Below are 12,281 nucleotides of genomic sequence, written 5' to 3'. Positions count from 1 at the left end.
CCGGCCGGGCCCTGCGGCGCGTTCGGCGGGCCGTACCGGCTGTGCGACCTCTATGACGGGGTGGTGCGGGGCCGGGTTCATCGGTTCACAGGAAATTCTTGGAAAGAAGGCTCGGTCGTCTCATGGGGCTCACCAGCAACAAAGTTCTTCTGCTGGCCGTGGTGCTGGCCGTGCTGCTGTTCCTCGCCACGGTCTGGCTGTGGCCGCGCCTGGCGCGGCGCGGGTGGCGTGCGGTCCTGGGGCGGGTGGGGTTGCTGTTCGTGACCCAGGTGGCGCTGTTCGCGGCGGTGGGTCTCGCGGCGAACCGGTCCTTCCTCTTCTACGGATCCTGGGCGGACCTGTTCGGGCAGGAGCAGGACATGGGGGTGGTCGTCGACCACGCGGCCGGCTCGAAGGACGTGCGGGTGGTCGAGAAGCAGGGGCTGAACGTGCCGGGCGGGTCCCGGCCGGACGTCGGCGGCCAGATACAGAAGGTCGTCGTCGCGGGGGACCGGTCGGGGATCGTCTCGCCGGCCTACGTCTACCTGCCGCCGGAGTACTTCCAGGCGCGGTACGCGAAGAGCACGTTCCCGGCGGCGGTGGTCCTCACGGGGTACCCGGGCACGGCGGAGAACCTGATCAAGGGGCTGAAGTACCCGAGGACGGCGTACACGCAGGTGAAGGCCGGGAAGATGCAGCCGATGATCCTGGTGATGCTGCGTCCGACGGTGGCGCCGCCGCGGGACACCGAGTGCGTGGACATCCCCGGGGGCCCGCAGACGGAGACCTTCTTCGCGGAGGACCTGCCGAAGGCGGTGTCGGAGACGTACCGGGTGGGGACGAAGCCCCGGAACTGGGGCTTCATGGGGAACTCGACGGGCGGGTACTGCGCGCTGAAGATCGCGCTGCACCACCCGGACCGGTACGCGGCGGGGGCGGGTTTCTCGGCGTACTACCGGGCGGCGGAGGACGTGACGACGGGCGACCTCTTCCACGGCGACGACCGGCTGCGGAAGCGGGGGGACCTGCTGTGGAGCCTGGACCACCTGCCGCGGGGGAAGTCGTCGTTCCTGGTGACGACGTCGAAGCAGGGCGAGGGGAACCTGAAGGGGACGCTCGACTTCGTGAAGAAGGTGAAGAGCCCGGCGCGGGTCTCGTCGATCACGCTGGAGAGCGGCGGCCACAACTTCAACACGTGGAACCGGGAGATCCCGCCGGGTCTTGTCTGGATGGCGGGGCGGCTCAGCGCGGCCTGACGCCTACTCCGTGGACGCCTTGGACGCCTTGGACACCTGGGATGCCGTGGACTCCGAGGCCTCCGTGGACTCCGAGGACGCCTTGGACACCGTGGACTCCGCGGTGGCCCGGCGCAGGGCGCTGTGGACTCCCTCCGGGGTGAGGACGCCGAGCGGGCGGCCGTCGGCGCCGGTCACGGTGAGCCGGCCGGTGTCGTGCTGGAGCAGCACGGCGAGGGCGTCCTTGAGGGAGGACCCGAGAGTTACGGGGTCGGGGGCGCCGTCCCCGTCCACGCCCGCGTCCTTCGGGAGCGGGTCGAGGTCGGCCTCGGTGACGGGTGTGACGGCGAGCCGCTTGAGCCCGCGGTCGCTGCCGACGAAGTCCGCGACGTACGGGGTGGCGGGGGAGCCGAGCACGGTGGCCGGGGTGTCGAACTGTTCGATGCGGCCCTGCCCGTAGACGGCCATGCGGTCGCCCATGCGGACGGCCTCCTCGATGTCGTGGGTGACGAGGAGGACGGTCTTGCGGACGGTGGCCTGGAGCGCGAGGAACTCGTTCTGGAGGCGCTCGCGGACGACGGGGTCGACGGCGCCGAAGGGCTCGTCCATGAGGAGGACGGGCGGGTCGGCGGCGAGGGCGCGGGCGACGCCGACGCGCTGGCGCTGGCCGCCGGAGAGCTGGGCGGGGTAGCGGGAGCCGTAGACGGCCGGGTCGAGGCCGACGAGGTCGAGGAGTTCGGCGGCACGCGCGCGTGCGGCGGCCTTCTTCCAGCCGAGGAGGGCGGGGACGGTCGCGGTGTTGTCGAGGACCGTGCGGTGGGGGAAGAGCCCGACCTGCTGGATGACGTAGCCGATCTTGCGGCGCAGGGCGACCGGGTCGACGCCGGCGATGTCGCGGCCGTCGACGAGGACACGGCCTGAGGTCGGTTCGACGAGCCGGTTGACCATCATCATCGTGGTCGTCTTGCCGCAGCCCGACGGCCCCACCAGGGTGACGAGTTCGCCCTCGGCGACCTCGAAGGAGAGGTCGTCCACGGCGGTGGTGCCGTCCTCGTACCGCTTGGTCACGTTCTCGAACCGGATCATGGTTCCCCATTCTTACCCCTGGACACCGGGGGTGTGTGAAGGGCGTGTTGCCGCATTGTGGCGGATCCCGGTGATTGTCGGTGGCGGGGGTTAGGGTCGTCAGACATACGTTCGGGGCGGGCGGACGACCCGGGGGGAGGGGCGGATGAGCACGCCGAACTGTCTGGTCACCAACGACTGGATATGCGGGGAGTATCTCCGCACGCGCAGCGAGGAACTGACGGAGGCGACCCTCCAGCATGTGGGAATCACGGTCGTGTCCGTGCTCCTCGCGCTGCTCGTCGCGGTGCCGCTGGCACTCCTCGTGCGGGCCAGACCGCGCTTCGCGGGCCCGGTCCTCGGACTGACGACCCTGCTCTACACGGTGCCGTCGCTCGCGATGTTCTCGCTGCTCCTGCCCGTCTTCGGGCTCTCGGCCGCGCTCGTCGTGACCGGCCTCGTGCTGTACGCGCTGACGATCCTCGTGCGGAACACCCTGGCGGGGCTCGACGCCGTCCCGGCCGAGACGCGCGAGGCCGCCCGGGGCATGGGGTACGGCTCGTGGCGGCTGCTGTGGGAGGTCGAACTGCCGCTGGCGCTGCCGGTGCTGATGGCCGGTATACGCATGGCGACGGTCTCCACGATCGCCCTGACGACGGTCGGCTCGGTCGTCGGCCGCGGCGGGCTCGGCAATCTCATCGAGGACGCGCTGCCGACCTTCTTCAAGGCGCAGGTGCTCGCCGCCTCCGTGCTGTGCGTGCTGCTCGCCGTCACCGCCGACCTGCTGCTCCTCGGCCTCCAGCGGCTCCTGACGCCGTGGGCCCGGATACGGACCGCGCCGGGGGGTGCGTGAGATGGGCATCGTGACGGACGCCTGGACCTGGCTCACCACCGGCGCGCACTGGACCGGCGAGGAGGGCATCGGGCAGCGCCTCGCCGAGCACGTGTACGTGAGCGGGGCGGCCCTGCTGATCGCCTCGGCGATCGCGCTGCCGCTCGGGCTGTGGCTCGGTCATCTCGGCCGGGGCGGGGCGCTCGCGGTGAACGTGTCCAACGTGGGACGGGCGGTCCCCGTCTTCGCGGTCCTCGCGCTGTTCATGGTCTCGCCCCTGCGGAACGCCGGCTATGTGCCGACCGTCGTCGCCCTGGTGCTGTTCGCGATACCGCCGCTCCTCACCAACGCGTACGTGGGGATGCGGGAGGTCGACCGGGCCGCGGTGCGGGCCGCGCGGGGCATGGGGATGACGGGTGGCCAGCTCTTCCTGCGCGTCGAACTGCCGCTGGCGCGGCCGGTGGTGATGACCGGGGTGCGCTCGGCGGCGGTGCAGGTGATCGCCACGGCGACGGTCGCGGCCATGGTCGGCCAGGGCGGCCTGGGCCGGATCATCACGGCCGGCTTCGCCCTCTACGACACCGCGCAGGTGGTCGCGGGCGCCGTGCTCGTGGCCCTGCTCGCCCTCCTGGTGGAGGCGGTGCTCGCGGGAGCGGACCGGCTCCTGGCGGGCCCGTCGCGTGCGCGCGCATCGAATGACTGAACGACCTACTGAAGCCGATGAATGAGATGGGTGGTCTTGTGAACAGGGTCTCGCGTATCGCGGGTGCGGTGCTGGGGACGACGGCGCTGGCCGTCGCGCTCGCCGCGTGCGGTGGTGAAAGCCTGGAGGGGGGCGAGAAGAAGTCCGGCAGCGCCGGTGACGCGCCCGCGGCCGGGGAGAAGGGCTCGCTGGTCGTGGGCGCGGCCGCCTTCACCGAGGCGAAGGTGCTCGCCGAGCTGTACGCCCAGTCGCTGCGGGCCGCCGGATACTCCGTATCCGTCACCACCGTGAAGAATCGCGAGCTGTACGAGCCCTCTCTGGAGAGCGGCGAGATCGACGTCGTACCGGAATATGCGGCGACGATCGCGGAATTCCTCAACGCGAAGGTGAACGGCCCGAAGGCGCCCGAGGACAAGCCGGTCGCTTCCGGTGACGCGACCGCCACGGTGGAGGCGCTGCGGAAGCTCGCCGAACCGCGCGGCCTCAAGGTTCTCGCGGTCGGTGAGGCGGTCGATCAGAACGCCTTCGCGGTGACCAAGGAATTCGCCGAGAAGAACAAGCTGAAGACCCTTTCCGATCTCGGCCGCTCGAAGCTCAAGGTGAAGATCGCGGCCGGTGACGAATGCGCGGTACGGCCGTTCTGCGCGCCCGGTCTGAAGAAGGCGTACGGGATCGACGTGGCCGGCATCGATCCCAAGGGCGTCGGGACCCCGCAGGCCAAGCAGGCCGTCAAGGACGGGGTGGACCAGCTGGTCCTGACGACCACCACGGACGCCACGATCGACAGCTTCGGCCTCGTCTTCCTGGAGGACGACAAGAAGCTCCAGAACGCCGACAACGTGCTGCCCGTGGTCAACGCCAAGGACGCCGGCGCCCCCGAGATAGCGACCGCCCTCGACAAGATCACCAAGGTGCTGACCACAGCGGATCTCGCCGAACTCAACCGCAAGGTGGACGCCGAGCGGGCCAAGCCCGAGGACGTCGCGAAGGAGTATCTGACGACGAAGGGGCTGCTCAACAAGTAGGTCCAAGGCGGGGGGAGTCGGCTCGAAACGGAACCGGAACGGTTCATCGCCACTTCTTGTGGCGAGAAGTGGCCAAGAGATTGCCGGGCCGACACCCCACATGGCGCCTACGCACGGTAAATTTCAGGCCATGCCACGTGGACGCCACCGCCATTCCCCGCCTCTGCACAAGTTGCTGCCGCCCTCCGCGGTCGCAGGCGCCGCGGTCGTGTGCGCCGCGGTCGCCTGGCTGCCCGGCGATCTGCTCGTCGTGCGGCTGCTCGCGGTCGCCGCCGCCGCGGCGGCCGTCACCGGTGCCGTCCTCATGCGCCATTGGGACCGGAGCGCCGGCGCCCGGGTCGCCGAGCTGAACCGGGCCCGCACCGCCGACCAGTGGAAGGCCGAGGAGCGGGTCGCCGAGCTGGAGTCCGACCTGGAGGAGTCCCGCGGCCTGCGGACCCGGCTCGACGCCAAGCTCCGCGCCAAGCGCGTCGAACTCGCCGGGCTGCGAAGCGAGCACGCCGACCTCCTCCGCCGGTACGCCACCGCGGAGACCGAGCGGGCCAGCGCCCTTGAGGGCCGCCGCGTCCTCGCCCTGGAAGCGACCGGCGCGGCCGGAGCGAACGGCACGGCCGGCGCGAACGCCGAGGCCGGCACCGGGGCGAAGGCCCTGCCCGCCGCCGGGTCCACGCCCACCCCGGAGGCGTACCGCCGCGCCGCGCAGGCCCTCAAGGACCTCCCGCGCAACGCCGCCGCCCAGCACGCCCGTCGCACCGCGGCGGCGGCCCGCGCGCGGGACCTCGCCGAGCGCGCCCGCGAGACGGAGGAGCCGCAGGGGAAGCACGCGGCGGCCGCCGGGACCGAGCAGCACAGCCGTACGGCCGCCCCCGCCCTCGGGCCCTCCCCCGCACAGGCGGCCCTGCCCGCCGGGCCCGCCGCACCCTCGTCGGAGTCCGCGGTGACGTCCGACGCCTCCGCGCCCCTGCCTGTCGCGCCCACCGGGATCGCGCCCCTGCCCGCCGTCCAGGCCGCCGCGGCGATCGTCCCGTACGCGGCCCGCAGGCCCGTCCCGCGCCCCGAGGGCGGTTTCGACTTCTTCGGTGCGCAGAAGGTGGCCGCGGCCATCGAGGCCGTACAGCACACGGACCTCGCCGACGTCGTGGGCGAGGAGGTCCTCGAAGAGGCCCTGGCCGCCGAGACCCCGTTCCTCGTCCCGCTCGCCCCGCTCCCGGCACCGGCGCCGCCCCGGGCGATCGGCGAGGTCATCGACCTGACCGCGCACGACGAGACCGAGCAGATCGACGTGGCCGAACTGCGGGGCGCAGTCAGCTCGTGACGTACCGGCTCGCTCCGCTCCCCGCGGCCGAGGCGGCCCGGCGCCGCGACGAACTGATCGCCCTGTGCGCCCAGGCCTTCGGCGGATCCCCCTGGCACGAGCCCCCGCTCGGCGCCGTACGGACCGTGGACCGGCTGCTCGACAGCGCCGCGCGGAGGGACGACTTCCGCGCGGTGGCCGCTCTCGACGGCGATGACACCGACGGTTCCGGTGGCGCCGGTGACTCCGACGGCACCGGCGCCGCCCTGCTCGGCTTCGCGGCCGGATGGACCGATACCGCCCTCTCCGGCGACGAGCCCGTCTTCGAACTCGCCGAGCTGGTCGTCGGCCCCGGCAGCCAGGGCCAGGGCATCGGCCGCGCCCTCCACGACGGGCTGCTCGCGGCCGGGCCGCCCGGGCCGGCCCTGCTCATGACCCTCGACGTCCCGGAACTGACGGACCGGTACACGCGCTGGGGCTGGACGGTCGTGGACCGCAGCCGCCCCGGCAAGGAGCAGCGCGACTTCGTCGTGATGCGCCACCCCTGATCCCAGGAGCGGGCGGGCGGCCTACTTGTCGATGTCGCCGACGACGAAGAACAGCGAGCCGAGGATCGCCACCATGTCGGCGACGAGCGTCCCCGGCAGCAGCTCGACCAGCGCCTGGATGTTGTTGAACGACGCCGAGCGGAGCTTCAGCCGGTACGGCGTCTTCTCGCCCTTGGACACCAGGTAGTAGCCGTTGACGCCGAGCGGGTTCTCGGTCCAGGCGTACGTGTGCCCCTCCGGCGCCTTCAGCACCTTCGGCAGCCGCTGGTTGATCGGGCCCTGCGGCAGCTCGGCCATCCGGTCCAGGCAGGCGTCCGCCAGGTCCAGGGAATTGTGCGTCTGGTCGAGCAGGCACTCGAAGCGGGCCAGGCAGTCGCCCTCCTCGCGCACGGCGACCCGCAGGGTGTCCTGGAGCTCCCCGTAGGCGAGGTACGGCTCGTCACGGCGCAGGTCGAAGTCGACGCCCGAGGCGCGGGCGATCGGCCCGGACACCCCGTACGCGTGGACCGCGGCCTGCGACAGGACGCCGACCCCGCGCGTACGGCCCCGGAAGATCTCGTTGCCGAGGACCAGCCGGTCGTACACGTCCATCCGCGACCGCACGTCCGCGACGGCCTGCCGCGCCCGCCCCAGCCAGCCCGCGGGCAGGTCCTCCTTGAGGCCGCCGACCCGGTTGAACATGTAGTGCATCCGGCCGCCGGAGACCTCCTCCATCACGGCCTGGAGCTCCTCGCGCTCCCGGAAGGCGTGGAAGACCGGGGTGATCCCGCCCAGTTCGAGGGGGTACGAGCCGAGGAACATGAGGTGGTTGAGGACCCGGTTCAGCTCGGCGAGGAGCGTACGGGTCCACACGGCCCGCTCGGGGACCTCCATGCCCAGCATCCGCTCGACGGCCATGACGACCCCGAGCTCGTTGGAGAAGGCGGAGAGCCAGTCGTGACGGTTGGCCAGCATGATGATCTGCCGGTAGTCCCGCGCCTCGAAGAGCTTCTCGGCGCCGCGGTGCATGTAGCCGATCACCGGCTCGGCCTGCCGGACCACCTCGCCGTCGAGCACGAGCCGGAGGCGGAGCACACCATGGGTCGAGGGATGCTGCGGTCCGATGTTCAGCACCATGTCGGTGCTCTCCGCCGCGCCGCCGATTCCGACCGTCGTCTCCGTCATGCGGGACAGTATCCCCCGCCCCGTATCCGCCGCCCCACGGGTCACCCGGCGGCGGGCGGGACCCGTCGGGTCAGCCAGTGGAAATCGCCCAGGCCGCCGCGGGCGGTCAGCTCGGCGGCCTCGCCGGCGGAGGCGAGCGCGCGGACGTAGCCGGCGGGATCGGTCGAGGCCAGCGACAGCGGCGGCCGCTCCCCGGACACCCCGAGCCGGCGCAGGGCCTCCCGCTGGGTGACCACCTCGACGACGGCACCCCCGCCGGCCCCGGCGCCTGCCTCCGTGGCGGTCCGCCCGCCGGCCTTCCCGCCTGCTTCCGCGCCGGTCCCCCCGCCTGCCTCGGCGTCTGCCTCCGCGCCGGTCCTCCTGCCGGCCTTCCCGCCTGCTTCCGCGCCGGCCCCCCCGACCGCCTCCGCGCACGCGTCCAGGGCCACGTGGGCCGTCAGGTCGCAGCTGCCGTCCGGGACCGGCGGCACCTCGCGGCCGGCCCGGAAGCCGGTCAGCGTGCCGAAGGGCGGCCGGGAGTCCCGTACGTGCGCGTAGTCGACGGCCACCGCGCGGCCCGCCGCGAGCGAGCCCACCGCCGCCGCCCACGCCTCGTCCCGGGGCCGCCCGATCTCGGCCCGCGCGCCGGGCTCGCGCAGCGGCCACCAGCGGGCCAGCCACTCCGCGTCCGGGCCCGCGACGGGCGCCCCGAGCCGCTCCGTACCGTCCGCGCGGACCTCCACGTACCGGACGACACCCGCCGCGTCCGCCTCGGCCACGTCCACCGGCACGTTGTCGAGCCACTCGTTCGCGAAGAGGAGCCCGCGCACGCTCGCCGGCTCCGGCAGCCGGTCCGTCCACACGATCCGCGGGTCGAGCCCCGCCGGGCGGGAGGCACGCTCGACCGCGTACGCCCGGACCGCGAGGTCCGTCCCCGCGGTCGCCGCGAGGACCGCCGTGAGCAGCTCGCCCCGCCCCGCGCCCACGTCCACCAGCGCGACCTCGGCCGTTCCCAGCTCCTCCGCGACCTCGCCCAGCAGCCTGGCCACGGCCCCCGCGAAGAGCGGCGACGCGTGGACCGAGGTGCGGAAGTGCCCCGCGGGACCCTCGGGGCGCCGATAGAAGCCTCCCGGGCCGTACAGCGCCCGTTCCGTGGCCTCGCGCCACCCCTGCCACTGACACGTCTCACCCGTCACGTCATCCGTCACGTGCCCCAGTCTCCACCTCGGGGAGTACGGGCCCGTCGCCAAGGATCGACCCCACGGTTGATCCCTGCACCTATCGACCTTCCCTACTCTGGGTGACGTGCAGCGCCTCTACGACTTCATCCGCAGACACCCGACGGGCGTCGACACCTTCTGGGCCGTCGTCCTCCTCGGGTTCTCCCTGCTGTGGGTGGCGACGACCTACCCGGCGGTCCACCATTCCGTCGCGTACGGGGTCGTCGCCGGCCTCTTCTCCCTGGTCGTGGCCCTGCGCCGACGCGCCCCGGAGAAGATGCTGCTCCTCGCCGTCGGCCTCGGCCTCGTCCAGCTCGCCTTCGGCCTGATGCCGTTCATGGCCGACTTCGCCATGCTCGTGATCGTCTTCACGGTCGCGGCGCACGACGGGCCCCGCTGGGCGTCCCGCCTCGCGCTCGTCGGCGGACTCAGCGCCTCCACGCTCTCGCAGCTGAGATGGAACACGGAGGGCATCGAGTCCGTCGCGGCCCGGATCTTCTTCACGGTCATCATGACCGTGCCGTTCGCGCTCGCCTGGGTCCTCGGCGACTCGCTCCGCACCCGCCGCGCCTACTTCGCGCAGCTGGAGGAGCGGGCCTCCCGCCTGGAGCGGGAGCGCGAGGCCCAGGCCAAGGTCGCGGTCGCCGCCGAGCGGGCCCGGATCGCCCGCGAGCTGCACGACGTCGTCGCGCACAACGTGTCGGTGATGGTGGTCCAGGCCGACGGCGCCGCCTACGTCATGGACTCCTCCCCGGAGACCGCCAAGCAGGCCCTGGAGACGATCTCCACGACGGGCCGGCAGGCGCTCGCCGAGATGCGCCGCCTCCTCGGCATCCTGCGCACCGGCGAGCACCAGGAGGCCGGCGAGTACGTGCCGCAGCCCGACGTGGGCCAGATCGAGGACCTCGTCGAGCAGGTCCGCGGCGCCGGCCTCACCGTCGACTTCGCGATCGAGGGGAGCCCGCGCCCGCTGCCCAGCGGCGTCGAGCTCACCGCGTACCGGATCGTGCAGGAGGCCCTCACCAACACGCGCAAGCACGGCGGTCCCGACGTCGGCGCGAGCGTCCGGCTGGTCTACTTCGACGACGGCCTCGGGCTGCTCGTCGAGGACGACGGCCGCGGCGCTCCGCAGGAGATGTACGAGGACGGCGGCGCCGACGGGCGCGGCCATGGTCTGATCGGAATGCGCGAGCGGGTCGGCATGGTCGGCGGCACGCTGGACGCGGGCCCGCGTCCCGGCGGCGGTTTCCGCATCAGCGCACTGCTCCCCCTCAAGCCGGCCCACTGACGGCTCTGCCGCCGCTGACGCCCTTCCCGCTGACGACCCTTAAGGAACTGACCTCATGTCCATCCGCGTGATGCTCGTCGACGACCAGGTGCTGCTGCGCACCGGTTTCCGCATGGTGCTCGCCGCCCAGCCGGACATGGAGGTCGTGGCGGAGGCCGGTGACGGCGTGGAGGCGCTGGAGGTCCTGCGGTCCGCGGCGGTCGACGTCGTCCTGATGGACGTGCGCATGCCGAAGCTGGACGGGGTGGAGACGACCCGGCGGATCTGCTCGCAGCCGGACGCCCCGAAGGTCCTGATCCTGACCACGTTCGACCTCGACGAGTACGCGTTCTCGGGGCTGAAGGCGGGCGCGAGCGGCTTCATGCTGAAGGACGTGCCGCCGGCGGAGCTGCTGGGCGCGATCCGCTCGGTGCACAGCGGCGACGCGGTGGTGGCGCCCTCGACGACCCGCCGGCTGCTCGACCGCTTCTCGCCGATGCTGCCGTCGACGGGCAAGGAGACGCGGGCCGTCGACAGCGCGCTCGCGCGGCTCACGGACCGGGAGCGCGAGGTGATGATGCTGGTCGCGCAGGGCCTGTCGAACGGCGAGATCGCCGCCCGGCTCGTCCTCTCGGAGGCGACGGTCAAGACCCACGTGGGCCGGATCCTGACCAAGCTGGGCCTGCGCGACCGGGTCCAGGTCGTGGTCCTGGCGTACGAGTCGGGCCTGGTCCGCGCGGGCGGCGGCGGCGCCGCGTAGCGCCCTTCGCGCCCTCGCGGCCCGGCGTTCTCGCAGCCCGAGGTCTTCGCGGTCCGGGGTCCTCGCCGCCGGGCGCCCACGCGGCTCGGCGCCCTCGTGCTCTAGCGCAGCACGCTCTCCAGGAAGTCGCTGCCGAGCCGGGCCACGATGGTCACGTCGAGCTGGTGGAGCACGTACCGGCCGCGGCGCCGGGTCGTGATGAGGCCGGCCTTCTTCAGGACCGCCATGTGCCGGGAGACCTCGGGGGCGGTGATGCCGTACGCGTCGGCCAGCTCGCCCGTCGAGTACGAGCCCCGGGCGAGGCTGCGGCACAGCCGCATCCGCATCGGGTGCGCGATCGCCTCCAGACGCAGCTTGACCGTCTGGGTCGCGGCGGCGTCGCCGAGGTCGCGGGTGGCCACGGGGTACTGGACGACCGGCTGCCAGCCGGGGGTGTGCAGGGCGAAGAGGTGCGGCCAGCCGAAGGCGGTCGGCAGGAACGTCACGCCCGAGCCCTCGGCGCTCGTCCGTCCCTGGATCAGCTTGTCGACGACGATCCGGGAGCCCTGTTCGTCCTCCTCCAGGACCATCGCGGCCGAGGCGGCGGTGACGGCCTCGGCGAGGCCCTTGCGGCGCATCAGCTCGTTCTTGTGGCGGGCGTCGGCGGCGAGCTGCACGCCGACGCGGCACCAGGTGTCGGCGAAGAAGGCCTCGTCGCAGTCCTCCAGGAGCCGCCGGATCCACGCGCGCGTGCCGGGCGGGTCGGCGAGCATCCGCTCCACGAAGGCGACCTGCCGGGGGCCGCGCGCGGCGGCCAGGTCGAGGGCGCGGCAGCGCATCCGCTTGTCGACGAGCGGGGACGGCGCGCCGTGCGTGTAGTGGCTGGCGCAGGAGATCTCCAGGGCCGCGCCCACGTACTTCTCGTCGTCCATGCGGTCGAGGTCGTCCAGCTCCTCCGCGAGGGTCCCCTGGGGCCGCGGCGGCAGGAAGATGTCCGAGCGCGTGGAGCGCCACATGAAGTCGGCCTCGTGGAGCCGGTCCGCCAGCTCGGGCTTGAGGGCGGCGGCGGTCGTGGTCGTCCAGGCGTGGAGCCGCGGGTGGTGCGCCGGCTCGGAGAGGGCGTGCAGGGCGGCGCCCAGTTCGGCCAGGGGCGAGGGGCAGAAGAGGATGCGCTCCTGCGGCAGTCCGGTGATGTCGATCGTCACGCTCACGCCCCCATGGTGCGGGGTGC

Annotated in this window: 12 protein-coding genes; 8 read left to right on the top strand and 4 right to left on the bottom strand. The window is 72.9% G+C overall.

Annotated elements, in window-relative coordinates; all coding sequences use genetic code 11:
• Window positions 1–122 precede the first annotated feature (122 nt).
• Window positions 123–1,235, top strand: coding sequence for an alpha/beta hydrolase (locus ACFC0G_RS24960; protein ID WP_376406846.1), 1,113 nt, complete (start codon window positions 123–125; stop codon window positions 1,233–1,235).
• A 3-nt stretch (window positions 1,236–1,238) separates the two neighbouring features.
• Here ACFC0G_RS24960 and ACFC0G_RS24955 read toward each other — a convergent pair whose 3' ends face one another.
• A complete protein-coding gene (locus ACFC0G_RS24955) occupies window positions 1,239–2,300 on the bottom strand; it encodes an ABC transporter ATP-binding protein (RefSeq protein WP_376406844.1) in 1,062 nt (353 codons plus the stop codon).
• 145 nt (window positions 2,301–2,445) lie between these two features.
• On the opposite strand from ACFC0G_RS24955, the gene ACFC0G_RS24950 reads away from it, so the two are divergent.
• The 5 genes from ACFC0G_RS24950 to ACFC0G_RS24930 all read left to right on the top strand — a co-directional run bounded on the left by ACFC0G_RS24950 (window position 2,446) and on the right by ACFC0G_RS24930 (window position 6,681).
• The gene (locus ACFC0G_RS24950; protein WP_376406842.1) at window positions 2,446–3,132 is read left to right on the top strand and encodes an ABC transporter permease; all 687 of its coding nucleotides are present in this window, start codon (window positions 2,446–2,448) and stop codon (window positions 3,130–3,132) included.
• A gap of 1 nt (window position 3,133) precedes the next feature.
• On the top strand, window positions 3,134–3,814 hold the full coding sequence (locus ACFC0G_RS24945; protein WP_376406840.1) for an ABC transporter permease: 681 nt from the start codon (window positions 3,134–3,136) through the stop codon (window positions 3,812–3,814).
• A gap of 26 nt (window positions 3,815–3,840) precedes the next feature.
• The gene (locus ACFC0G_RS24940; protein ID WP_376406839.1) at window positions 3,841–4,839 is read left to right on the top strand and encodes an ABC transporter substrate-binding protein; all 999 of its coding nucleotides are present in this window, start codon (window positions 3,841–3,843) and stop codon (window positions 4,837–4,839) included.
• 130 nt (window positions 4,840–4,969) lie between these two features.
• Complete coding sequence (locus tag ACFC0G_RS24935) at window positions 4,970–6,154, top strand: hypothetical protein (protein ID WP_376406837.1); 1,185 nt, start codon at window positions 4,970–4,972, stop codon at window positions 6,152–6,154.
• Complete coding sequence (locus ACFC0G_RS24930) at window positions 6,151–6,681, top strand: GNAT family N-acetyltransferase (protein ID WP_376406835.1); 531 nt, start codon at window positions 6,151–6,153, stop codon at window positions 6,679–6,681. The genes ACFC0G_RS24935 and ACFC0G_RS24930 overlap by 4 nt, the downstream gene beginning before the upstream one ends.
• A gap of 21 nt (window positions 6,682–6,702) precedes the next feature.
• On the opposite strand, the gene ACFC0G_RS24925 is transcribed toward ACFC0G_RS24930, so the two are convergent.
• Complete coding sequence (locus tag ACFC0G_RS24925) at window positions 6,703–7,845, bottom strand: NADH-quinone oxidoreductase subunit D (RefSeq protein ID WP_376406833.1); 1,143 nt, start codon at window positions 7,843–7,845, stop codon at window positions 6,703–6,705.
• Window positions 7,846–7,886: 41 nt separating this feature from the next.
• Window positions 7,887–9,032, bottom strand: a complete 1,146-nt coding sequence (locus ACFC0G_RS24920) for an SAM-dependent methyltransferase (RefSeq protein ID WP_376406831.1) — start codon at window positions 9,030–9,032, stop codon at window positions 7,887–7,889.
• Window positions 9,033–9,129: 97 nt separating this feature from the next.
• On the opposite strand from ACFC0G_RS24920, the gene ACFC0G_RS24915 reads away from it, so the two are divergent.
• A complete protein-coding gene (locus ACFC0G_RS24915; protein WP_376406829.1) occupies window positions 9,130–10,332 on the top strand; it encodes a sensor histidine kinase in 1,203 nt (400 codons plus the stop codon).
• A gap of 55 nt (window positions 10,333–10,387) precedes the next feature.
• A complete protein-coding gene (locus tag ACFC0G_RS24910; protein ID WP_376406827.1) occupies window positions 10,388–11,071 on the top strand; it encodes a response regulator in 684 nt (227 codons plus the stop codon).
• 101 nt (window positions 11,072–11,172) lie between these two features.
• On the opposite strand, the gene ACFC0G_RS24905 is transcribed toward ACFC0G_RS24910, so the two are convergent.
• Window positions 11,173–12,255 carry a DUF5937 family protein gene (locus ACFC0G_RS24905; RefSeq protein WP_376407212.1) on the bottom strand — a complete coding sequence of 361 codons (1,083 nt, stop codon included), beginning with the start codon at window positions 12,253–12,255 and terminating at the stop codon, window positions 11,173–11,175.
• Window positions 12,256–12,281: the final 26 nt, after the last annotated feature.

The sequence above is a fragment of the Streptomyces sp. NPDC056169 genome (assembly GCF_042268445.1).
Classification (GTDB): domain Bacteria; phylum Actinomycetota; class Actinomycetes; order Streptomycetales; family Streptomycetaceae; genus Streptomyces.
This window is presented reverse-complemented; position numbering and strand designations above follow the sequence as displayed.